Source organism: Roseateles sp. GW821-FHT09B06, from assembly GCF_059418245.1.
Genome location: NZ_JBWKPM010000001.1, coordinates 210,157 through 233,217, shown reverse-complemented (window position 1 = coordinate 233,217; position 23,061 = coordinate 210,157). Strand labels below are relative to the sequence as shown.

Here is a 23,061-nt window from a genome sequence, read left to right as displayed (position 1 = left end):
CATGGGTGCATCGAGCAGCCTGTCGAAGCTGCGGCGCCTGCTACCCGACGCGCCGCAGACGCTCTACCTGATGCTGGATGCGGCGGCCGGCCCCTTGCCGCCGCCGATCCGGGCCGAGATCTTCGGGGTGCGGCGTTTTGCCGAGCACGGCCGCAGCCTGGGCGAGACGCACCGCGCCGGCGCCGCGAGCTGGCATCGCACCCGCTTCTTTCCGCGCCTGCGCGCCAATGTGCGGATGCTGCATGCGGCCCAGCGCTACATGGTCGAACCGGCCGGCAGCGGCGATGCGGACAGTCCGGCGGCCGACTGGTTGCTGGGCAATTTCCATCTGATCGAGTCCCAGCTCCAGGACATCCGCGAAGCCCTGCCGCGCCCCTATTTCCGCCACTTGCCGGTGCTGCTGGAGGAGCCGCTGGCCGGCCTGCCGCGGATCTACGGCGTGGCCTGGGCCTTTGTCGCCCATACCGATGGGGCCTTTGATGAGGAACTGCTGCAGCGCTACCTGTGCGCCTATCAGCAAAGCCGCGAACTGAGCCTGGGCGAGATGTGGGCCCTGCCCACCAGCCTGCGCGTGGTGCTGGTCGAGAGCCTGAGCCGGCTCGCCGAACGACTGGCCGCCCACAAGGCCGCACGTGAAGCGGCCCGCCTTTGCTACCAGCGCGGCGAGGCCTGCGCCCCCGCGGCGCTGGACCAGCTGCTGGAGCTGTTGCGGCTGCGCGGCGTCGATGCGGTCTTCCTGGCCCAGCTCTGGCTCAGCCTGCAGGACGGGCAGGGCGCCGATCGCACCGGCCTGCGCGCCTGGCTGCGGCGCGTGCTGCCCGACCCGGCGCCGCTGCTTGCCCAGCAGGAGCGGGAGCAGACCGCGGACAACCTCAGCGTCAGCAATGCCGTGGGCTCGCTGCGCGGCATCGCCGGCGCCGACTGGTCCGAGCTGATCGCGCGCAGCAGCGCGCTGATCCGGCTCCTGCTGGGCGCACCGCTGTTCGCCGCCGAACATGCCGGCACGCGCGATCGCAGCCTGCACGCGATCGAGCAACTGGCGCGACGCAGCGGCTGCGGCGAGATGGTCGTGGCCAGGCTGCTGCTGGACCTGATGCGGCGCGCCGGCGCGCTGTCCGACGAACCGGCCGCGGCGCCCGGCTACTGGCTGCGGGAGGCCGGTCGGCCGGAGCTGCTGCGCGCGCTCGGCCTGCGCGGCCTGGCGCCGTACTGGCGCTCCTGCCTGCTGCCGCTCTACCTGGGGACGCTGGCGCTGCTGAGCCTCGCGCTCACGGGCTGGCTGCTGCGGGGGCAGGCCTTGCCGGCCTGGGCCTGGCCCGGCGCGGCGCTGCTGGTGCTGCTGCCGGCCTCCGAGGCCGTGGTGGCGCTGCTGCATCGCCTGATCAGCGAGTCGCTGCCGCCCGCGCCGCTGCCGCGGCTGGCGCTGGCCGACGGCATCCCGGCGGAGCACCGGGTGCTGGTGGTGATCCCGGCCCTGCTCGGCGACAGGGCCACGATCGACGCCCTGTGCCGGCGCCTGCTGCTGCACCGGCTGGCCAATCCGGAGCGCGAGGCCCAGTTCGCCCTGCTGGGCGACTGGACCGATGCCGACGCCGCGACGCTCGATGCCGATGCGCCGCTGCTGGCGCATGCGCTGGCCGCCCTGGCTGCGCTGAACGCGGGCGCTGAGGCGCCGCCAGGCCCGGCGCGGTTCATCCTGCTGCAGCGCGAGCGGCGCTACTGCCGCACCGAGCGGCGCTGGATCGGCTGGGAGCGCAAGCGCGGCAAGCTGGAGCAGCTGATCGCCCAGCTGGCCGGCGGGCCGGCGGGCGCCTTCCTGGACCTGGGCGCCGCCTCGACCCTGGCCCCCGGCATCCGCTATCTCGTCACGCTGGACAGCGACACCTGGCTGCCGCCCGGCACGCTGCGCGAGCTGGTGGGGGCGGCCGCCCATCCGGCCAACCGGCCGCGCCTGGCGGCCGACGGGCGGCGCGTCGACGGCGGCTTCACCATCCTGCAGCCGCGCCTGGTCATGCCGCTGCCGGCGCCGGCCGAGGCCACCGGCTATCACCGCCTGTTCGCCGGCCAGGCCGGCATCGACCCCTACAGTGCCGCCGGCTCCGAGATCTACCAGGACCTGTTCGGCGAGGGCAGCTACAGCGGCAAGGGCCTGCTGCAGGTGCAGGCCATGCACCGGATGCTGGGCGGCCGGCTGCCCGCCGATCGGGTGCTGAGCCACGATCTGCTGGAGGGCGCGCTGGTGCGTTGCGCGGTGCTCGGCGACGTGGCGCTGATCGAGGCGCCGCCGGCCCATCCCGATGTGGCTGCGGCGCGCCTGCATCGCTGGGTGCGCGGCGACTGGCAGTTGCTGCCCTTGCTGCTGCAGCCGGCCCGCTATCCGCTGGGAGCGCTGAACCGCTGGAAGCTGTTCGACAATCTGCGCCGCTCGCTGGTGGCGCCCGCCAGCCTGACCCTGCTGCTGCTGGCCCTGGCCGGTCAGCTGATGGCGCCCCGGGTGGCGCTGATCCTGGTGCTGGCGGCCTTCAGCGCCGGCCCGCTGCTGGGCGCGCTGGCCGGCCTGACCTCGGCGCGGGTCGACCTGGCCCGACGCCATTTCTACAAGCTGGCGCTGGCGGAGCTGGCGCGCGCCCTGGCCGGAGGGCTCTGGCAGCTGGCCATGCTGCCGGGCCTCGCGGGCGCGGCTCTGGACGCGGTGGCGCGCACGCTCTACCGGCTGCTCTTCAGCCGCCGCCATCTGCTGCAATGGACCACGGCCGCCGCGGTGCAGTCCGCCTTGTCCACGGATCCGATCGCCTTGCTGCGCCGCCATGGATGCGCGCCGCTGCCGGCCCTGCTCCTGCTGCTGGCGACCAGCGCGCCGGCGTACCTGGCGCCGGCGGCGGCGCTCGGGCTGCTGTGGGCCGGCGCACCGCTGTGGGTGGCCTGGGCCGGCCGGGGGCGGCGCCCGCCCAGGCCGCTGCGGGTCGCGGATCGCGAGCAGCTGCTGGGCATCGCGCGCGACACCTGGGCCTTCTTCGAGTATTGCGTCGGCCCCGCGGACCGCCATTTGCCGCCGGACAACCTGCAGCTGCTGCCGGTCGAGATGCTGGCGCATCGCACCTCGCCGACCAATATCGGCCTGTACCTGCTCGGCGCGGCCTGCGCCCAGGCCTTCGGCTGGATCACCGTGGCCGAGCTGCTGCAGCGGCTGGAGGCCACCCTGGCCAGCCTGGCCGGGCTGCAGCGGCACCGCGGCCATTTCCTCAACTGGTACGACACCCAGAGCGGCGCGGCCTTGCTGCCGCTGTATGTCTCCAGCGTGGACAGCGGCAATCTCTGCGCCCATCTGCTCGCCGTGGCCCAGGCCTGCCGCGCCCTGCCGCCGGAACAGGCCGAGCTGGGGCCGCGCCTGCTGGCCGTTGCGATGCACGCCGAGGCCCTGGCGCGCGAGGCCGATTTCGCCTTCCTCTATCACCCCAGGCGGCATCTGCTGCACATCGGCTACCGGGTCATGGAGCAGCAGCTCGACGCCGCCTGCTACGACCTGCTGGCGTCGGAGTCGCGCCTGGCCAGCCTGCTGGCGATCGCGCATGGCCAGCTGCCGGTGCGCCATTGGCTGGCCTTGGGCCGGCCACTGCACGCGGTGGGCACATGGGCCTGCCTGCGCTCCTGGTCGGGCTCGATGTTCGAATACCTGATGCCGGGCCTGGTGCTGGCGGAACCGCGGGGCAGCCTGCTGGAGGAGTCGAGCCGTGCCGCGCTGCGGGAGCAGATCGACTTTGCCCAGGCGCATGGGCTGCCCTGGGGCATCTCCGAGTCCGCCTATGCCGGGCGCGACCAGAGCCTGGCCTACCAGTACGCGCCGCAGGGCGTGCCGCGCCTGGCATTGCGCCGCAGCCCGCCGGATGAGCTGGTGATCGCGCCGTATGCGACCGCATTGGCGGCGCAGATCGCGCCGGACCGCGCCTGCCGCAACTTCTCGGCGCTGCAGGCGCTGGGCGCGCGCGGCCGCTTCGGCTTCATCGAGGCGCTGGACTTCACGCCCGAACGCCAGCAGATCGGCGAACCCTGCACCCCGGTGGCCACCTTCATGGCGCATCACCAGGGCATGAGCCTGGTGGCCCTGGCCAATGCGCTGCTGGACGGGGTGGCCCAGCGCTGGGCCATGGCGAATCCGCACCTGCAAGCGGTGGCGTCGCTGCTGCATGAGCGGGTGCCGCGCGAGATCGCCCATCTGCGCCTGCCCGTGCTTGCGGGAACACCGCTGGTGAAGCAGCGCCCCGCGCCGGGCCAGCGGCGCGAGCTGCGGCCGGGCGTGAGCGCGGTCGAACCCAGCCATCTGCTTTCCAATGGGCGCTACCGTGTCGCGCTGCGCTCCAACGGCGCAGGCTGGAGTCGCTGGGGCACGCAAGATCTGACCCGCTGGCGCGACGATGCGCTGCGGGACGCCTGGGGCCATTTCTTCTTCCTGCGCCCGCGGCCCGGCGCGGCCCTGGTGTCCCTGAGCCAGCATCCGGCGCCGGACGAGGCGGCGGACTACCGCTGCGTCTTCCATGCCGACCGGGTCAGCCTGAGCGCCGCCTGGCCTGGGCTGCAAAGCCAGCTGACGGTCTGGGTCAGCCCCGAGGACGATCTGGAGTTCCGCCAGGTGGAGCTGCGCAACCTGGGCGACGAGGTGCTGGAGCTGGAACTGGTCTCGGTGCTGGAGCCCACCCTGGCGGCGGCCGGCGCCGACGCGGCGCACCCGGCCTTCAGCAATCTGTTCCTGCGCGCCGAATGGCTGGCGGCCCAGCAGGCCCTGCTGTTCGAACGCCGGCCGCGCCGTGCCGCGGAGGTCGGCTTGCTGGCCGCGCATTTCGTCGCCGCCGCCGAACCGGCACCGCTGGCCGTCCGCCTGCAGACGCAGCGCCAGTGCTGGCTGGGCCGCAACCGCGCGCCGCACGAGCCGCTGGGTGATTTGCTGCTGCCGGCAGCCGGCGAGCAGGTCACCGGGCTGGACCCGGTCTGCGCGCTGGCGCTGACGCTGCGCATCGCGCCGCAGGCCAAGGCGGTGTTGACCTTCGCCACCGCGGCGGGGGACTCGGCCGGGCTGCTGCGCGCGGTGATCGACAAGTACCGCCAGCCCAGCCATATCGAACGCGCCTCGCTGATGTCGGCCACACTGGCCGGCATCCGGCTGCGGGCGCTGCGGATCGGGCCCGAGCATTTCGCCGCGGTGCAGAGCCTCAGTACGGCCCTGCTGCTGACCCTGGCGCGCCCGCAGCGCGAGGCGCCCGAGATGCGCAGCGATCGGCGCCTGCTGTGGCGCTTCGGGCTCTCGGGCGAGCGGCCCATCGTGCTGGTCAGTGCCGGTGCGATGCAGGGCCTGAGCCTGTTGCGAAGCCTGGCCCAGGCCCTGCGCCTGTGGGCCTGGGGTGGGGTGGCCTGCGATCTGGTGGTGCTGAATGCCGAGCCGGCCTCCTACCAGATGAGCCTGCAGCGCGAGCTGGCCGCGCTGCGGGAGCGGCATCAGGCCGATGCCCCCGAGGCCACCGCCTTCGTCGTGCTCGATGCGGGCAGCCTCGAGGCGGGCGAGCTGGACACCCTGCGCCGGCTGGCGCGCCTGCACTTCCATGCCGATGGCCGGCCCTTCCTGCAGCAGGTCCAGGCCTGGACCGACTGGCACGAGCGGGCGCTGCAGCGGCGCGAAGAGGGCGCGGCCGCGCTGGTCGGGCGGGCCAGGCCGGCGCCGGGGGGCAATCTGCCGCCGGTGGGGCGTTTCGACCTTGACAGCGGCGAGTTCCGCTTCAACGTCGGCCCCGGCATGAGAACGCAGCGGCCCTGGATCAATGTGCTGGCGAATCCCGGCTTCGGTGCCCATCTGTCCGAAAGCGGCGGGGGCGGCAGCTGGGCGCTGAACAGCCGGCTGCATGCGCTGACCGCCTGGTCCAACGACCCGGTCGCCGATCCGCCCTCCGAGCATTTCTGGGTGCAGGACCTGGAGACGCGCGAATGCTGGAGCGTCGCGCCCTCGGCCTGGGGGGACGGTGCCCTGCGCTATCGCATTGCCCATGGCCAGGGCTACAGCCGCATCACCCATGAGCGCGATGGGCTGGTGCTGAGCGCCACCTGGTGCGTCGATCCGGTGACGGCGCTCAAGCAGGTGCAGCTGCGGCTGCGCAACCATGGCGGGCGCCGGCGGCGGCTGCGCCTGGTGGGGCTGGCCGAATGGCAGCTGGGTGCCGGTCGCGGCGAGCGCGCCGAGCTGGCCTCGGCCCTGTACTGCCAGCGCCTGCCCGCGGGCCGCTTGCAGGCGCTGCTGGCGATGCGCTGCGAGCAGGCGGGCGGCTTCGGCGGCGCCACGGCCTTTCTCGCGCTGGCGCTGGCGCCCGACGCGGCGGACGAGGACGCCGACTGGAGCTGCGACCGGCGCGAGTGTTTTGATGCGCGTGGCCGCCTGCAGCTGCCCGACCATTTCGGGCAGCGGCGCGCGGCGGGCCTGGATCCCTGCGCCGCGCTGGCGACGCGCCTGACTCTGGCGCCGGGCGACTCCGCCGAGCGTGTGTTCCTGCTGGGCCACGCGGACAGTCCGGCCGCGGCGCGACAGCTGGCGGCCGAATCGGCATTGCGGCCGCCTGGCGAGCGCCTGGTGCTCGCGCGGGCGCAATGGGATGGGCTGCTGGGCGCCACGACGGTATCGACGCCCGACCCGCTGTTCGATGCGCTGGTCAATCGCTGGCTGCTCTACCAGACCGTGGCCTGCCGGCTCTGGGCCAGGGCGGGCTTTTACCAGGCCGGCGGCGCCACCGGCTTTCGCGACCAGCTGCAGGATTGCCTGGCCCTGAGCTGGGCCGCGCCGCGACTGCTGCGCGAGCAGATCCTGCTGAGCGCCTCGCGCCAGTATCCCGAGGGCGATGTCCAGCATTGGTGGCATGCCCCCGGCGGGGCCGGCGTGCGCAGCCATTGCTCCGACGACCGGCTGTGGCTGCCCTGGGCCTGCCTCCACTATCTGCGCGCCACCGGCGATGCCGGGCTGCTGGATGAGCCTTGCTCCTTTGTCGAGGGGGCGTCGGTGCCCGCAGGGGCGGAGGACCTGTACGAGACGCCCTGCACCAGCGCGGAGCAGTCCAGCGTCTACGAACATGCGGCGCGCGCCATCGATTGCAGCCTGGGCGTCGGTGTGCATGGCCTGCCATTGATCGGCGGCGGCGACTGGAACGATGGCATGAACCGGGTCGGCCACGAGGGCCGCGGCGAATCGGTCTGGCTCGCTTGGCTGCTGGGACGCCTGGTGGCCGACTTCACGCCGCTGGCCTTGGCGCGCGGCGAGGTGGTGCGGGCCCAGCGCTGGGCCAGGGCGGCCGAGGGCTGGCAGGCGGCGCTGGAGGGGCCGGCCTGGGATGGCCGCTGGTACCGGCGCGCCTTCTTCGACGACGGCAGCCCGCTAGGCGCGGCCGCCAACGCCGAGGCGCGCATCGATTTGATTGCCCAGGCCTGGGCCGTGCTGTCGGGCCTGGCGCCGCCGCAGCGCCAGCAGCAGGCCATGGCCGCGGTGGAGGCCGAGCTGGTCGATCCGGCGGCCGGGTTGATCCGGCTGCTGCATCCGCCCCTGGTCGCGGCGCGGCCCGAGGCAGGGTATATCCAGGCCTATCCGGGCGGCGTGCGCGAGAACGGCGGGCAGTACAGCCATGCCGGGATCTGGGCCTTGATGGCCCAGACGCGACTGGCCCGGCACCGCCCGATCGGCGGCGGCGACTGCGATCAGACCTACCGCTACTTCTGCCTGCTGAGCCCGGCGCATCGCAGCGCCGATCCGGCCCAGGGCGCGGTCTACGGGCTGGAGCCCTATGCGATGGCGGGCGACATCTGCAGCGCGCCGCCCTATGTGGGGCGGGGCGGTTGGAGCTGGTACACCGGCGCGGCGGCCTGGCTGCATCGGGCCGCCGTGGAGTCGATCTTCGGCCTGCGCCTGGAGGCCGAGTCGCTGAGCTTCACGCCCTGCCTGCCGACGCATTGGCCGCGCGCCGAGCTGAGCCTGCGGCGGGCGGGTCGGGAGCTGCGTTTCATCCTGCTGCGCGGCACGCCCGGCGAGGCGCTGGCGCTGATGGACAGCGAGAACGCGCAGCTGCTGCGCCCCGGCCAGGTGCTGGCCTGGCCGGCCTTGCGGGCGCCGCTGAGCTGCTTCGTGATGCCGCTGGGCGACTGAGGTCCGCGGCCCAGGCGCTCGCTCGCTAGCGGGGCGGGATCTGCCCCCTGTCATCGGACAGCAAGATCTCGACGCGGCGGTTCTGCCGGCGGCCATCCTGGCTGTCGTTGCCGGCCACGGGATGGGCCTCGCCGTAGCCCCGGGTGTCCAGCCGGTCCCGGCCGATGCCGCGGCCCACCAGGGCCATGCGCACCGCGTCGGCGCGGCGGTCCGACAGCGCATGGTTGGCACCGCTGCCGCCCTGGTCGTCGGTGAAGCCCTCGATCAGGGCGCGGCGTTGCGGGTACTGGGTCATGAAGTCGACCAGCTTGTCGATGCTGCGCAGGCCCTCGGGCCGGAGCTCCGAGCGGTTGCTGTCGAACAGCAGGTCGCCGATCGTGATCACCGGCCCGCGCTCGGTCGGCCTGGCGTTCATGTCGCGCAGCCAGCTTTCCAGCAGCCGGTTGTGCACCTGGGTGGCGTCGTTCTGCTGCAGGGCCGCCTGAGCCTGGTTCTGGGCCAGACCGGCCGTCATGCGGGCGGTGTCGGCCTCGCTGGTGCGGGCCGCCAGGCGCAGCCGGTCGCTTTCGGCTTGGGCGCTCAAGCTGGACCGCTCTGCGGCCCTGCGGCGGGCCGTCTCCTGCGCCAGCGCGGTCTGCTGCTTGGCCAGATGGGCCAGTTGGGTCACGGTGGCGGGGGGATCCTCGCGCTGCCAGGCGGCATCGGCCAGGGCCAGCGCGGTGCCGGCCTGACGCAGTTCGGGCGCGGCGAGTTCGCGGGTCTGTGGGTCGCTCATGGTCTGCCGGTAGTTGCCGCGGGCTTCGACCAGCAGGGCATTGTCGGCAGGCATGGAACTGCAGGCGCCGAGCGCCGCGCAAAGGGACAGGACGGCCGCGGCGAGCGGGCTCGGGGTGAAGGGGCTAGGGGACGGCTTCATCAGGGATCTCCTGGAGTGGTTGCCGGAGCAGCCTGGGCGCAGGGCGCGCTGTGGTCGGTGCGTTGACGCACCGACCGTCCTCGGCAGCGAGTTCAGGATCTCGACCGAGCCCGTCAAGGACATGCAATGAACGACCCGCTGATGAACAGCAGCATGCCGACGAGTTGAAGGGCTGGCTGGCCGATGGAGGCCGCCGGAGCACCGCACGATTCACCCCAGGAGTATCGCCATGAACGTCACCCGTCAGATCCTCATCGCCGCGCTGAGCGCCGCCGCCCTCTTGAGCACCGTCGGCTGCGCCGTCACGCGCGGCCAGGAAACCGTGGGTGCCTATCTCGACGACAGCGCCATCACCACCGCGGTGAAGAGCCGCTTCGTCGACGACCGCGGCGTCGACGCCTCGGCCATCAGCGTCGAAACGCTCAATGGCACGGTGATGCTGTCGGGCTTCGCCAAGAGCCAGAACGAAAGAACCATGGCCGAGGGCCTGACCTGGAAGGTGGCCGGCGTGAAGCAGGTGAAGAACCAGATCATCGTGCGGCCGTGATGCGAGACCGTCGGCCCGCGCCCCAGGTGCCGGGCCGCGAAGACCATCGGCGGCCGGCAGCTTCAAGACCGGCTTGAACCGAGGATGCCGCACATGGCTGCGCTGATCTTGATCGGAACGCTGGGCGCGCTCGGCCTGTTGGCCGCCCTCGGGGCGGTCGTACGGGACGGCGTACGCCAGGGGGATGCGGAGCGCCGCGCCAGCGGCCTGCTTGCCGAGGCCACCTGGCGCTGCCAGACCCTGACGAATCGCTCGCTGCGCGAGGCCTGCCTGCAGCGCTACCTGCTGGAGAGGCCGGGCAGCAGCGCCGGCGTGCGGGCCTTGATGCTCGCCTCGGCGGCCTCCATGCCTCGCTGAGCCGGCCGCGCACCTCAGCCGGCGCCGGGCGGGCGCTTGCCGACGATCGGTTCATGGGGTGGGGGCGCGACCTTCTTCTCGAGCGGCCTGGGTTGCTTGGGCTTCTTGGCTTCCTTGTTGCCGCGTTGACCTTTGGACATCATGGGCTCCTGGTGAGGGGTTGAGCGGCCTTGTTGACCAGCAGGGCCGCACAGGCGTTGGCCACGGCGGTGAGGTATGGCGGCTTGCCGGTCGAACCGGTGGCCCAGCCGCCCTTTTCCACGAAGTCGCCTTGCGACCAGACTTCGGTCTTCAGCAGCGCGACGCGCTGGATCTCCACATCGCTGGCTCGCTCGAATCTCTCCGTGCAGACCGGCGCGAGTGCGGTCACGACCGCATCGTTGGCACGCGCCTGAGCCAGGGCTTCGGAGCGGCTGCCGGTTGTCCAGCCGCCCCAGGTAAAGCCGATGACGGCCAGCGTGACGGCGCCGGCGGCCGCACCCCATAGCGCGGGCTTGGTTTCGATCGGGATGTTCATGGCAGTCCTTGTGTATGGCGCGGGCACCGAATCCCGTGCGCCTGTCCGAGGCCAGAGTCCTGCCGATCGCCAGCCCCTGTCGGTGCGCTGACGCACGGAACCGGCCCCGCTGCGGCGGGCCGATCCGGTGCGACCCGGATCGCTCTGGCGGCCGCTCGGCCCGCAATGTGGGGCAGCGCACCGACCGAGCCCTCCCGTTGCTGCAGCATGGTGCTGCCGCTGGTTCCACGAACCCGGCTCGCGTGACCGCGCCGCCGGCCGCAGTCTGTATCTGCGGCCGGCGGCGCCAATTTGTTCTCAACGAGAAACCACCATGAACCGTTCAGACCTGCAAGACCCTTCGACACCCGCGACGCAGATCGTCGATGGTGAACTGAATCCGGCTGCCGCGCGAGGCGGCGAGGCGGTGCGCAAGTTCGTGGCCAAGGCCGGGGATGCGACGCAGCGCGGCGTTGAGCATATGCGCGAGCTGGCCGAAACCTGGCGAGACGATGCGTCTGAGCATGTCCGCACTCATCCGGTGCGCTCGGTGCTGATTGCGACGGGCGCCGGCATGCTGCTGGCGCTGCTGGTGCGCGCGCTGCGGCGCTGATACGAACGAGCCGCCTGCCATGACGGTGCCCACCCCTGTCCGGGCAATCGATGGCTTGGCCTCGATGGCGGGCCGAGCCTGTCTTGCCGTGCGCCCGGCGGGGCGCGCCCGCCGCTGTCGATCCAGGCATCGAGGCCCGGGATGATGGGGCACGGAAACGGGGCCTCTTGCAGCCAGCCGCTTCAACACCCGGGCTGCACGGCTCAGCCTCGCCCCCATGGTGTGGAGCCGCTGCTGCTGGCCTGCACCCGCGTGGCCACCTTCATCGGCCCTCAGGCCCTGACGGCGGCCAGCGGCTTCTTCTTCCGCCACGACATGCGCCTGTTCCTGATCACCAGTCGCCATGTGCTGCTGGACCTGGCCTCGGACCACAAGCCTCAGCGCATCGAGTTCGCCTTGCATGCTGCCGGCGCGGACCTGACCCGGCAATACGGCGTCTCATTGCCGCTCTACGACAACGGCATCCCGCTGTGGCGCCAGGCCATCGACGGCGGCGGCGATGTGGACGTGGCCGCGCTGGAGATCCCATCGATGCTCATGCCGCGGCATCCGCAGTTCTTTGCCTTCACGCCCAGCCATGTCCGGGTGCAGATGGAGGCCGTGCGCCTGGGCCAGCCGCTGCTGGTGGTGGGTTTTCCGCTGGGTTTCCACGACACCCTGCACCACCTGCCGGTCGCGCGCGGCGCGGTGGTGGCTTCGGCCTTTGGCGTGCGTTTCCAAGGACAGGGTTGCTTTGTTACCGACGCGCCCATGCATCGCGGCAGCAGTGGCGCACCGGTGGTGCGCCATGATCCTTACGGCGATGCCGGCCTGCCGTGGCAGTTGCTGGGTGTGCATGCCTCCCGCATGGACATGGCCTCGCGCGATACGCTGCGCGATGCCTCGCTGGGGCTCAACCTGGCTTGGTATTCGGACGTGCTGCTGGTGTTGACCCGGTCGTAGGTTTCTGTCGGGGCGCTCGCGCTGCTCACCGTGAGGCGAGCGCTGTGGGGCGTGTTGCGGCGGCGGCTCGGAAACATCCACGGCTACGCACATTGCAAGGGGCAGCTCCGTCGTGATTGGCGAGCGCGATGGTCAAGATGCACTCCACCAGGTCCTGATCAGGCGCTTGAGTGCAGAGGGCGCGCGCCGCCTCCGCGAGACGCTGGACGCGCTTGAGACCGAGGAGCGAAGACTGCTCAGCGAGCGACGTGAGAGGCGCCAGCAGGAACTCGAGCAGCTCAAACGCCTGGCGCTGGGCGCAGGCCTGACCTTTGGCGTCTTTATCCTGTGGGCCATCGGCTACTCGTCCAAACTCGTGCGCACCGGAGAGGCCGCCTTTGATGAGCTGCGGGTGAGGGCGCTGCGGGATCCCTTGACGGACCTGCTGAACCGCCGCGGCTTGTCCAAGAGGATCGAGACCCTGGCCGGCGCTGCGTTGACCGTCATGGCCTTCGACCTGGACAGGTTCAAGCCCGTCAACGACCGCTTCGGTCACGCCGCCGGCGACGAAGTCCTGCGGGTGGTGGCAATGCGGCTGAAGCAGGAATGCCGGGATGACGATCTTCTGGCTCGCGTGGGCGGTGACGAGTTCCTGGTGGCATTGCCGAACATCGATAGTTACGACCGTGCTTCCCGTATTGCCGATCGCATCGCGGTCTCACTAAGCCGGCCGATTCAACTGGGGGCGGCCGAAGTCAGCATCGGTGCGTCCATAGGCATTGCGATACTCGGCCGGGACGGGGCAAACTTTGATGCGCTCGCGAAGGTGGCGGACATGCGGTCCTACGAGGCAAAGACGGCAGGTCGTCGCGCGGCCGAAGTCGACTTTGCGAACGTTCGTGAAATGGGGTGATTCACGGGTCGCAGTGATTCGCCGCGCTCGCCCGCCATCACGCTGCTAGGCGCGCCGGAGTGCCGGATCGGCTTCGAAGAGGGCCGCTACCCAATCGATGAAAACCCGGACCTTGGCGCTGAGGAAGCGGTTGGGCGGGTAGATGATGCTGATCGGGGTGGGCGCCGTCTGGCCGTTCGTCAGGATGGCCACCAGCTCCCCGGCTTTCAGGGCTTCCCGGACCGAGTACACGGGCGCCTGGATGATGCCCAGGCCGCTTTTCCCGCCCGCCAGATAGGCATTGCTGTCGTTGACCAGCAGCCGGTGCTGCAGGGTCAACTCGATGTCCGGGCCATGCTGGGCTCCGGCAAAGCGAAAGGGCAGCGCCTTGCCCCCGCTGCCGACGAGACCGATGGTGCGGTGCCTGCCCGGGATATCGGCCGCCGATGTTGGCGTGCCATGCAAGGCCAGGTAGCGGGGGCTCGCGCAGGTGATGAACGGGGATGCCCCGACGACCCGCGCGGCCACGGCCTGGTCCGTCACGACACCGGCCCTGATGGCGCAGTCGATATTGTCCGACACCAGGTCGACGGTCCGGTTGCCCAGGCCCAGTTCCACCTCGATATGGGGGTAGCGCTCGTAGAAGGTGGGCAGGGCGGGGACCAGCACCAGGGTTCCGATCGCCGCCGCGGTTTCGACGCGCACGCGACCCGCCGGGCTGGACAGGGACTGCCGGGTGCTCGCCTCGATGTCGTTCAATTCGGCCAGCAGGCGCACGACACGCTCGTAGTAGACGGCGCCCTCGGTGGTCACCGAGATGGAGCGCGTGGTCCGCTGCAGCAGGCGGACCTTGAGCTCGTCTTCCAGCCCCTGGATCAGCCGGCTCACCGTGGCCTTGGGCAGGTCCAGCGAGTCCGCCGCCCTGGTGAAACTGCCGGCCTCGACGACACGGACAAAGGTCCTCATTGCACTGATGCGGTCCATGGGGCGCGGCCGAGTTGCAGATGGCCGATGGTATGGCCTCGGCATGGAAAAGGGGCGGGCCTCGCGCGCGGCTTCAGGCGCGGCGCGCCAGCATCAGCTTGGCCGTCATGGTCTGCACGACCTCGCCGCGCTGGTTCAGGGTCTTGGACGCCAGCACCAGGATGCCGCGATCGGGTCGCGAACGCGAGGGGATCAGTTCCCGGACCTCGCTCTCGACATGCAGGACGTCCCCGGGGCGGGCCGGAGCGGTCCAGCCGATCTCGACGCCCGCGCCGACGATGCCGTTGGCCAGCGCCGGGCCGCTGGTGACGAGCAGCCGCATGGTGATGGCCGCGGTGTGCCAGCCGCTGGCGGCCAGCCCGCCGAAGAAGGAGCGCTCGGCGGCGGCCTCGTCGAGGTGGAAGGGCTGGGGGTCGAACTCGTTCGCGAAGCCCTTGATCTGGGTGCCGCTGATCGCGTAGCTGTCGGTCGTGAAGCGATCGCCCGGCTGGAGGTCGTCGAAATACAGTGGTGTACGGCTGGTGCTCATGCGGTGCTCCTGTTTGAGGTCGGGTTGCTGGCTCATTCTTCCCATCCGCCGCCCAGGGCCAGGAACAGGCCGACCTGGTCGGCGGCCAGCTTGCTGTCGGCGGCCGCGACGGTCTGCTCGACGGCGATCAGGGTTCGGTTCGCATCCAGCACGGGCAGGTAGCCCGAGCGTCCCGCGGCAAACAGGCGTTCGGTGTCCGTGGCCGCCTGTCGCGCCTTGTCTCTGGCCTTCTCCAGGCTGGCCCGGCGTTCCAGGTCGCGTGCGTAGACTTCCAGCGCGCTCTCCGTCTCCTTCAGGGCGTTCAGGATCGCGCCATCGAAGCGGGCCAGGGCGGCCTGCTGCTCGGCCTCGACGGCGCGGATCTGGGCCCGAACGCGGGTTCTGTCCGGGAACTGCCAGGAGATCAGCGGCCCCAGGGAGAACTTGAAAGTGTCCGCATTCCCGAAGTTCTTGGCCAGGCCGACCGAGGCCAGCGATGCGCCGAGCGAGACCTTGGGGTACAGCTCCGCGGTCGCCACGCCGATCCGGGCCGTCGTCGAGCGCAGCTCGAATTCGGCGCGGCGCAGATCGGGGCGCCGATTCAGCAGCGCCGCCCCGTCGCCCACGGGAAGGGCCTGGGAGATCTGCGGCTCCTGCAGGCAGCTCTGCACCTCCTGGGGGAACTCGGCCGGCGTGCGGCCCGTCAGCACGGCCAGCCGGTACAGGGCCAGCCGCTTCTGGGCTCGCAGCGTGGGCAGGGTGGCGCGTACCTGTTCCTCCTGGGCGGCGGAGCGGGTGACGTCGATGGCGTTGCCGCGGCCGGCCTGGGCCAGCTGCCGCACGAGCGCGGTGCTCTTGGATTGCAGCGCCACCGATTGCTCGGCGACACCGATCTCGCGGCCCAGCGCGCAGGCCTCGAGGAAGGCCCGGGTGGTTTCGGCCACGACGGTGACGCGCACGGCATCGCGCGCCGCGGTGGCCGCGCCCAGGTCGGCCTGGGCCGCCTCGATGGCGCGCCGGATCTGTCCGAACAGATCGGCCTGGTAGGAGACCGACAGGCCGGCGCCGTAGACCCAGTTGTTGGGCAGCGCCTTGCCGGGCCTGAGTTCTTCCTCGGCCGAGCGGCGCGCATAGGAGGGCGCGGCCGACAGGCTCGTCGCCGGCCGCGTTGCCGCGTCCGCGTGGTCGACGCCGGCACGGGCGCGACCGATATTGGCCGCGGCGATGCGCAGGTCCGTGTTGGCGGAGAGCGCCTCCTGGATCAGGCGGTCGAGGGGCGGGCTTTGATAGAGGCGCCACCAATGGCGCGGCAGCTCTTCCCTCAGGTAGGCCGGGTCGGCGCTGCCGAGAAAGTCGGCCTGTGCGGACGGCTGGTTGGCCAGCGCTGCGGCGGGGCGGCCGTAGTCGGGGCCGACGGTCGAGCAGGCGGCCAGGAAGGCCGCCGCGGCGATGGCGAGCAGGCCGCGCATCAAAGCTCTCCTTGGGCCGGGGTGGCGCCGGCGGGCGAGGCCCGGCTCAGCTCGACCGTGGCCGTGCGGCCCATGATCAGCTGCGCGTTGGCGGGGGCGGCGTCCAGCCGGACCCGCACCGGAATGCGCTGCGCCAGGCGGACCCAGTTGAAGGTCGGGTTCACATTGGCCAGCAGGTTCGAGCTGCTCTGGCGCTCGCGGTCCTCGATGCCCGCGGCGATGCTCTCGACATGGCCCCTGAGCTTGCCGGACTCGCCGACCAGCTGGATGGCCACGGCGTCGCCGACATGCACGCGCGGGATCTTGGTCTCCTCGAAGTAGCCGACCACATGCAGGGACTGCTGGTCGACCAGGGCCAGCAGCGGGCGTCCCGCCGTCGCATAGGTGCCGGGGCGCAGATCCAGGTTCGTGACCCAGCCATCGACGGAGGCCTTCACCTCGGTCCGGCTCAGGTTCAGGCGTGCGGTCTCGAGCGCCGCGCCGGCATGGGCCAGCGAGGCGTTCAGCTGGTCGAGCCGGGCGGCGCTCTGCTCCCGCAGTTCGGCAGGGACCAGCTCGGCGAGCGCGACATTTCGGCGATCCTCGCGCGCGGCCTGGGAAATCTGGGCCCGCAACCCGCGCAAGCTGGCGTCGGCCTGGGCCAGCGCCAGCTGGTAGCGCGCGCGGTCGATGGAAAAGAGCGGCTCGCCGGCCTTGACGAACTGGTTGTCGCGAACATGCACCCGCTCCACCAGCCCGGCGACATCCGGCGCGATCTGCACCACGTCGGCGCGCACCTTGGCGTCCCGGGTCCAGGGGGCCTCGCGGTAATGCCCCCACAGATAATGGCCGGCCGCCGCGGAGGCCGCGACGATCAGGGCGGTGGCCGTCAGCCGGCCCATGAGTTTGAAGACAGGCTTCATGCGCTTATCCCAGGATGGAAGTCAAATGGCTGGCGAAGACGGCGGATCCCCAGGTGAGGCCGGCCCAGACGAGCACGAAGAGCGCGAGGTCCACCAGGGCGGGATGCCAGACGAAGCGGTAGACATCCAGCCTGGCCAGCGCCTTGCGCAGCGGCAGCAGCAGCAGGATGGACAGCACCACGCCGACCAGGCCGACATTGATCAGCAGGCCGAAGGCATTGAGATCGGAGGTCATGCCGCGTGCTCCTTGCCGCCATGGGGCGGTGCCGAGGGGAAGAGGCTTCTGCGCAGACCGGCCAGCAGGGCCAGGCCCTGGTGGCGCTGCCGGCCCGGGGGCTCCCCCGCGACCGCGCCGATGGCCCGGTCGACGGCCTCAAGGACGCCGGGCTCCGGCGCATGCGCCCCCTGCGCGAGGCGCGCCCTGAAATGCGCCGCCACCGCGGCCAGAACCTGGCCGACGGCGGGCTTCGCGCCCTCGAGCTGCAGCGCACGCAGCTCGAGAACATTGACGCCCACGCGCAAGTCGTCCAGCGCGTTCACCCCCGCCAGCCGCGCATCCGCGGCGGCGCGGGGCAATCTGGGCGCGAGCAGCGCCAGACGGTCGAGCATCCGGCTGACCCAGTCCGCGCGCGTCTGCCCCCGACCCTCGGCCAGCGCCGCCAGATGGCGCCAGGCCGCCCGGGCAATGCGCCAGGAGCTGGCCTCGGCCCCGACCACCCGGAACAGCGTGGTCGTCGTCAGCGCGATCATGCTGCCCGCGGCGCCGCCGATCGCGATCGCGACGAAGCTCGAAAAGTCTGCCCGGTTCGCGGGCTGCAGGGCGATGAGCGTCTGCGAGACCAGCGCGAAGCCCAGCGCCTTCAGCCAATGGGCCGGCGAGACCAGGTAGAGCGCGGTGACGAAGTACAGCGGCGCGAAGGCGATGGTGAGGCCGGCGAAATCATCGACGAGCGGCAGTACCGCGAAGACATAGCCGGCCGCCACCGGAATGGCGATCAGTGTCCACACGACAAACAGCCGCTGCGGCGGCCGCGGGTCGTCGAGGAAGGCAAAGACCGAGGCTCCGGTCGCGGCGATCCCGACGGCGATGGCACCCTGCTGCCATCCCAGCAGGAGCACCATCAGGCCGGCCAGGGCCGCGGACACGCCGACCGCCAGCCCCGAGAACGCGGCCATGCCATGGTCCAGATGCAGCTTGCGCGGCAGCTGCCGGGCCACGAGCTCGCGCAGCCGCGCCGTGAGGGGGCGCTCGCCGTCCCGCAGTGAGAGCGTCAGCAGCGCCGCGTCCTGCCACATCTGCATCAGCTCCTCGAGCCGCTCCAGCAGGCTCATCGCCACGGCCTCCTGCCACACATCGTGCCACGCCGCCCGGCCGGCGAGCTCGCGCGCCTCGGCCATCGCGCGCTGCATCTCGGCGGGGTCGGGGGCGCCGGCCCGCGCGAACCAGGCGCGGACGCCTTCGAGCCGGGCCAGGAGCTCCTGCGGCGGATCCTGCGTGCGCCGCAGCTCCCCCAGGCGGTCCTCGACGGCCGTGACCAGGGGCAGCAGGGCGGCCAGGCGCTCCTCGATGGCCCAGACCTTGCGCATCTCGACGGACGGTTTGGCGAGATCGAACTTCAGGTGGGCGGCGAGCAGATGCAGCTCGGTGAGATCCTGGGCGAGGCGGCGTCGCGCGCGCTGCTCGTCCGCCGGCACCGGGTCCGTCGCGAGGGCGTTCACTATCCAGGCGCGCGCATCCTGCAGCGACGCCAGGACCTTGGCGTCGGTCATGGTCTTGATGCTGCGCGGCAGCAGCAGGCTGTGGAATACGGCGGCACTGAGCGCACCGAGCGCCACCTGCTCCAGGCGCAGCACCAGGGTATCGAACAGATTGCCCGGGTCCGAGGCGAGCGGCAGCGCCACCAGCGCCACGGTGTAGCCGGCCAGCATGAAGGCATAGCCTCGGGGCGTGCGGTTCAGCAGCGACAGATAGACGCAGACGGCGGCCCAGATCGAGACCGCCGCGAGCAGCAGCTCGGGCGAGCTGGCGAAGCTCGGAATGATCACCAGCGCGGCCGCGCCGCCGACGAAGGTCCCGAGCACCCGATAGAACGAGCGTGCGGTCACCGCGCCGGAGACGGCGCCCATCGGCTGGCTGACGATGAAGACGGTGAGCGCGGACCAGCCGGGGTTGGGCATGCCGAACGAACAGGCGATCAGCAGGGCGGCGAGCGCTGCCAAGGTCGTGTTCGCGGCGAATATCAGTCCTCGGGTATTGAATACGTTCATGGCCCTTCTGCCCTTAGCCCATGAACCTCACTCTAGGCAGAGGCCCCGGTCCGTCCAAGATGGCCGGGTCCAACGGGTTGTTCCAGATTCGCCAACAATGCGCCCGCAAGAACCGCCCTGGGAGGTCGGCGGCACCAAGACCGGTGACCGGCAGTTGGCCGGCTGGCTGGCGGCCGCGACCGCTTCCGACGCTACCCCTCGGCGGCCTCGACGGCGGCGCGCAGGCGCTCCATGTTCGCGTCGCGTATTCCCAGGCTGCACAACTTGTCCAGCATGGCATTGAAATAGGCACGGCAACTGCCCAGGGAGCCGACTCCGTTGCGAATCATCCGGGCGGCCTCGGCGGCCGGGAGCCGGGCGACATAGCGCTCGTTCGCCGGGTTGATGACGAAGGTCAGTGCGCGAACCCGCTTCGAACCGACATGGGCGTCGACCCAGCGTGCCCGGTATGCATGGGTCGACATCTCCCGCTGCCAGAGGCGCGGAAGCTCGGTCCGTATGGCCGCGGCGGGTATCTCCAGCAGCACACCGCGGCATGAGCCTCCCGGCTCCAGCGCCAGCATCAGGCCCGGACGTTCGACCGAGCCGCGCCCGAACAGCATCCGCAGGCAGTAGCTCCTGTGCCAGCCGAAGACCGCGGCCCGCATCTCGCGCGCATGCGCAAGGGCCGGATTCCACATCAGCGAGCCGTATGCGAAGACGAAGAGGCTCCGCCGAGCCGGATGACCGGCCAGCGCCGCAGCCAGGGAGTCCGCGAGCTCGGCGTCGCTGCGGAACGCGACCGAGGGCGGAGCCTCCGCGCGCAATGCGGCGAAGATCTGTCGCTGCTGCCGGCGCAGGTCCGGCAGGGCGTGAGCCGGCCGGCCGGCAGGCTCTGCCTGTCTACATTGGGGCTCGTCAACCATTTCGTGCGCCCTTGGGTGCTGCTGCTGCTCGATCGTGGTGTAGCGCGTGAGCCGCACCATAGTTCCAGACCGGACCGGCGCACAGTGGGCGTCCTGGAACAGGCTGTTGTCGGATCTGCAAATGATTGGCGACGCCAGGCCCGTGGTCGGGCCGCCCAGGGCAGGGGAGCGCGGCCGCGACCGGTCCGGTCGCGCAGATGGGCTCAGTCCAGGCTGATGTTGCCGCGCGCGACCAGGGTCTCGTAGAGCGCGGATCGCAATTCCACCTGGCGACGGATCTCCTGGGGGGACCAGTCCAGCGCCTCGAAGGCGAAGGTGTCGAAGCGCGCCCTGATGTCCGCCTCCGCGATCGCCTGGGCGATGTCCTCCTTGAGCTTCTGCGCGGCAGGCGAGGGTAGGCCCTTGGGCCCGACCAGCACCACGAAGCCGTTGACGTCCAGGCGCGCGGGGCCGCCGGCCTCGGCGACGGTGGGCACGTCGGGCATCTGCGGTACACGCTTGGGTGCGGCCACCGCCACATAGCGCAGCTTGCCGCTCTTGTAGACGCCCTGGCTGGACGGCAGGGTTGCGAACGCCCAGCCGACGTCGCCGGAGCCCACGCTGGTGTAGAGCTGCGACACCTCGCGGAATGGGACATGCTGCATCTGCGCGCCGGTGAGCATCTCCAGCTGCTGCGCGCCCAGGTGCGCAGGGCTCCCGACGCCCCAGGACCCGTAGCTCAGCGCCCCGGGACGCGCCTTGGCGGTGGTGATGAGGTCGGCCATGCTCTGCCACTTGGAATCGCTGGGCACGGCCACGAAGAAGGGCGTGCGAAAGAAGGGCGCAATCGGGTCGAAGTGTTGAAGCGGCACGAAGTTCTTCGACCGGTACAGGTGCGGCAGCGCGGCCATGTGCTCGCTGTCGAGCTGCAGCAAGGTGTAGCCGTCGGGGGCGGCGCGCCTGGCGGCATCGATCGCGATGAAGCCGGCGCCGCCCGGGCGGTTCTCGACCAGCACGCGCTGGTTCCAGCGCTTGGAGAGCTTCTCGCCCACCAGGCGCAGCACCGCATCGGGGCCGCTGCCGGGCGCGAAGGGCGTGATGATGGTGACCGGCCGTGCGGGGTAGTCGACCCCTTGCGCGGATGCGCCGCAGGCTGCCGCCATGCCGACGAAGTACGGAATCGCGCGGGCCACCAGGTGCGTCCACAGCTGCTTGGTTCTCATGTTGTTGTCTCCACCGGTCTCTCGGGTTGTGAAAGGGGGCTGGCTGCATCGAGGCAGGTCTCCGGCCTCCAGGCATACATCCATTCCAGCGCGTCGTAGAAGCGCTCCGGGCTGCGGCCGGCCCACAGGCTGTTGCGCACCAGGCGCTCGACGCCCTTGGCATGGCACAGTCGCCCGAACTCGCGCACCGACAGAACCACGCGTGCGGTGCGCGCGACGCGCGCCATCTCGTAGCGCCGGAACGCGGCGGGCCAATCGACCTGGCCCGAACTCGCACGGTCGGCTGCGGCCGCGGCGCCGAGCGCGACGGCATCCTCGAGCGCCATGCAGGCACCCTGGGCCAGGTACTGCATCATCGGATGCGCCGCATCGCCCAGCAGCGTGGCGCAGCCCTCGCTCCAGCGCTCGACCGGGTCGCGGTCGGCGGTGGCCCAGCGGCGCCAGCTCTGCGGCAGGTCGAGCAGGCGATGCGGCCCGGCGTCGATGTGCTCGAAGTAGGACAGCACCTCCTCCTTGCTGCCCTCGGTCACACCCCACTGCTCCCGGGCGCGGCTGTGGAAGGTGACGACGAGGTTGTACTGCTGGCCGCCGCGCAGCGGATAGTGCACCAGGTGGCAGTCCGGGCCCGCCCACACCACCGGGGCGTTCCACTGCATGTCCTTGGGCATGGAGGCGACCGGCACCACGGCGCGGTAGACCACGTGGCCGGAGACGCGTGGCGCGTCGCCCACGATGCGGTCGCGCACCACCGATTTGACGCCGTCGCAGCCCACCAGCGCGGCGCCGGTGAAGCGGCGGCCGTCGGCCGTGGTGACGGCGGCACCGTCCTCGATGCGGTCGACCGAGACGATGCGCGTAGCGACATGAATGCGCACCAGAGGATGGCCGGCAGCGGCGCGGTACAGCGCCGCATGCAGGTCGGCGCGATGGCTCACCGCGTAGGGGTTGCCGAAGCGCGCCCGAAAGTCCGTCCCCACGGGAATGCTGGCGATCACGCCGGCATCGACCGCATCCATCATCACCATGCGCTCGACGAAGACGGCGCCGCGGCGCGCCTCGTCGCCCACGCCGAGTGCCTCCAGCGCGGCGAAGGCATTGGGGCCCAGCTGCAGGCCGGCGCCGATCTCGCCGATCTCGGCGCTTTGCTCGAGCAGTTCGACGGCGATGCCCACCCGCGCGAGCGCCAGCGCGCACGCCATGCCGCCGATGCCGCCGCCCACGACGATGACCGGCGCGTGCCGATCGGGGAGTGGCATGGTCTTCATCATTCCGCGTCCACCTGCGCGCCCGGCGCCGCGCGCTTGACGGCATCGAGCCGATTCATGTGGACATCGATGCGCGCGATGTTCGGAAAGTCCTCCACCACGACCCCGAAGCGCCGGGCGTTGAAGACCTGCGGCACCAGGCAGCAGTCCGCCAGGGTCGGTTCGTCGCCGTAGCAGCACAGGCCGCTGCGGCCGTCGCGCGCCAGACGCTGCTCGATCGCGGCGAAGCCGGCCTCGATCCAATGCGCGACCCAGGCCTGCTTCTGCTCCTGCGAGATGCCCAGCGCGCCCTCCAGGTGCTGGAGCACGCGCAGGTTGTTGACGGGATGGATCTCGCAGGCGATGTAGGCCGCCAGCGCGCGCACCCAGGCGCGATCGGTGGGCATGTCCGGCAGCAGGGCCTGGCCCGGGTAGCATTCCTCGAGATACTCGAGGATGGCCAGCGACTGGGTCATCAGCGCGCCGGCATCGTGCAGCACGGGGACCAGTTTCTCGGGATTGATCGCCACGTAGTCCGGCTCATGCTGGGCCCCGCCGTCGCGCCGTAGATGGACAGGAATCGTCTCGTACTTGAGGCCCTTGAGCTCCATGGCGATGCGCACGCGAAAGGAGGCCGAGCTTCGGTAGTAGCTGTAGAGTCGCATTCGTTTCT

The 23,061-nt window shown here is 71.2% G+C and carries 19 protein-coding genes; 6 read left to right on the top strand and 13 right to left on the bottom strand.

Annotation, left to right across the window (positions count from 1 at the left end; translation table 11 throughout):
* The first annotated feature begins 1 nt into the window (after position 1).
* Complete coding sequence (locus AC07OQ_RS01175; RefSeq protein ID WP_495051244.1) at positions 2-8,164, top strand: GH36-type glycosyl hydrolase domain-containing protein; 8,163 nt, start codon at positions 2-4, stop codon at positions 8,162-8,164.
* Between the two features lie 25 nt (positions 8,165-8,189).
* On the opposite strand, the gene AC07OQ_RS01170 is transcribed toward AC07OQ_RS01175, so the two are convergent.
* Positions 8,190-9,080, bottom strand: a complete 891-nt coding sequence (locus AC07OQ_RS01170; protein WP_495051243.1) for an OmpA family protein — start codon at positions 9,078-9,080, stop codon at positions 8,190-8,192.
* Positions 9,081-9,309: 229 nt separating this feature from the next.
* Here AC07OQ_RS01170 and AC07OQ_RS01165 point away from each other — a divergent pair, with 229 nt between their 5' ends.
* Together AC07OQ_RS01165 and AC07OQ_RS01160 are read left to right on the top strand one after the other, a co-directional pair.
* The gene (locus AC07OQ_RS01165; protein ID WP_495051242.1) at positions 9,310-9,627 is read left to right on the top strand and encodes a BON domain-containing protein; all 318 of its coding nucleotides are present in this window, start codon (positions 9,310-9,312) and stop codon (positions 9,625-9,627) included.
* 93 nt (positions 9,628-9,720) lie between these two features.
* On the top strand, positions 9,721-9,984 hold the full coding sequence (locus AC07OQ_RS01160) for a hypothetical protein (RefSeq protein ID WP_495051241.1): 264 nt from the start codon (positions 9,721-9,723) through the stop codon (positions 9,982-9,984).
* 14 nt (positions 9,985-9,998) lie between these two features.
* Here the strand turns inward: AC07OQ_RS01160 and AC07OQ_RS01155 are convergent, their stop codons facing one another.
* Together AC07OQ_RS01155 and AC07OQ_RS01150 are read right to left on the bottom strand one after the other, a co-directional pair.
* Positions 9,999-10,127, bottom strand: coding sequence for a hypothetical protein (locus tag AC07OQ_RS01155; RefSeq protein ID WP_495051240.1), 129 nt, complete (start codon positions 10,125-10,127; stop codon positions 9,999-10,001).
* Complete coding sequence (locus tag AC07OQ_RS01150) at positions 10,124-10,501, bottom strand: hypothetical protein (RefSeq protein ID WP_495051239.1); 378 nt, start codon at positions 10,499-10,501, stop codon at positions 10,124-10,126. Before AC07OQ_RS01150 ends, AC07OQ_RS01155 begins: the two co-directional genes overlap by 4 nt.
* Before the next feature lie 313 nt (positions 10,502-10,814).
* Between AC07OQ_RS01150 and AC07OQ_RS01145 the strand changes: the two genes are divergently transcribed.
* The 3 genes from AC07OQ_RS01145 to AC07OQ_RS01135 all read left to right on the top strand — a co-directional run bounded on the left by AC07OQ_RS01145 (position 10,815) and on the right by AC07OQ_RS01135 (position 12,927).
* Positions 10,815-11,093 carry a hypothetical protein gene (locus AC07OQ_RS01145; RefSeq protein WP_495051238.1) on the top strand — a complete coding sequence of 93 codons (279 nt, stop codon included), beginning with the start codon at positions 10,815-10,817 and terminating at the stop codon, positions 11,091-11,093.
* A gap of 222 nt (positions 11,094-11,315) precedes the next feature.
* Positions 11,316-12,035, top strand: coding sequence for a S1 family peptidase (locus AC07OQ_RS01140; RefSeq protein WP_495051237.1), 720 nt, complete (start codon positions 11,316-11,318; stop codon positions 12,033-12,035).
* Positions 12,036-12,147: 112 nt separating this feature from the next.
* A complete protein-coding gene (locus tag AC07OQ_RS01135) occupies positions 12,148-12,927 on the top strand; it encodes a GGDEF domain-containing protein (RefSeq protein ID WP_495051236.1) in 780 nt (259 codons plus the stop codon).
* A 45-nt stretch (positions 12,928-12,972) separates the two neighbouring features.
* Here the strand turns inward: AC07OQ_RS01135 and AC07OQ_RS01130 are convergent, their stop codons facing one another.
* The 10 genes from AC07OQ_RS01130 to maiA form a co-directional block, all read right to left on the bottom strand.
* Positions 12,973-13,872: a LysR family transcriptional regulator gene (locus AC07OQ_RS01130; protein WP_495051235.1), complete on the bottom strand. Its 900-nt coding sequence runs from the start codon at positions 13,870-13,872 to the stop codon at positions 12,973-12,975.
* 91 nt (positions 13,873-13,963) lie between these two features.
* Entirely contained in the window at positions 13,964-14,419 is a 456-nt protein-coding gene (locus AC07OQ_RS01125) for a MaoC family dehydratase (RefSeq protein WP_495051234.1), read from the bottom strand.
* A gap of 32 nt (positions 14,420-14,451) precedes the next feature.
* Positions 14,452-15,867, bottom strand: a complete 1,416-nt coding sequence (locus AC07OQ_RS01120; protein ID WP_495051233.1) for an efflux transporter outer membrane subunit — start codon at positions 15,865-15,867, stop codon at positions 14,452-14,454.
* A complete protein-coding gene (locus AC07OQ_RS01115) occupies positions 15,867-16,769 on the bottom strand; it encodes an efflux RND transporter periplasmic adaptor subunit (protein WP_495051232.1) in 903 nt (300 codons plus the stop codon). Before AC07OQ_RS01115 ends, AC07OQ_RS01120 begins: the two co-directional genes overlap by 1 nt.
* A 4-nt stretch (positions 16,770-16,773) precedes the next feature.
* On the bottom strand, positions 16,774-17,004 hold the full coding sequence (locus AC07OQ_RS01110) for a DUF1656 domain-containing protein (protein WP_495051231.1): 231 nt from the start codon (positions 17,002-17,004) through the stop codon (positions 16,774-16,776).
* Positions 17,001-19,037: an FUSC family protein gene (locus AC07OQ_RS01105; RefSeq protein WP_495051230.1), complete on the bottom strand. Its 2,037-nt coding sequence runs from the start codon at positions 19,035-19,037 to the stop codon at positions 17,001-17,003. Before AC07OQ_RS01105 ends, AC07OQ_RS01110 begins: the two co-directional genes overlap by 4 nt.
* Positions 19,038-19,228: 191 nt before the next feature.
* Complete coding sequence (locus tag AC07OQ_RS01100; RefSeq protein ID WP_495051229.1) at positions 19,229-20,002, bottom strand: gamma-glutamylcyclotransferase; 774 nt, start codon at positions 20,000-20,002, stop codon at positions 19,229-19,231.
* A 143-nt stretch (positions 20,003-20,145) separates the two neighbouring features.
* Entirely contained in the window at positions 20,146-21,144 is a 999-nt protein-coding gene (locus AC07OQ_RS01095) for a Bug family tripartite tricarboxylate transporter substrate binding protein (RefSeq protein WP_495051228.1), read from the bottom strand.
* Complete coding sequence (locus AC07OQ_RS01090; protein ID WP_495051377.1) at positions 21,141-22,409, bottom strand: 3-hydroxybenzoate 6-monooxygenase; 1,269 nt, start codon at positions 22,407-22,409, stop codon at positions 21,141-21,143. Before AC07OQ_RS01090 ends, AC07OQ_RS01095 begins: the two co-directional genes overlap by 4 nt.
* Positions 22,409-23,053 (bottom strand): maleylacetoacetate isomerase, encoded by a 645-nt coding sequence (gene maiA, locus AC07OQ_RS01085; protein ID WP_495051227.1) that lies wholly within the window; start codon positions 23,051-23,053, stop codon positions 22,409-22,411. The genes AC07OQ_RS01090 and maiA overlap by 1 nt, the downstream gene beginning before the upstream one ends.
* Between the last annotated feature and the right edge of the window lie 8 nt (positions 23,054-23,061).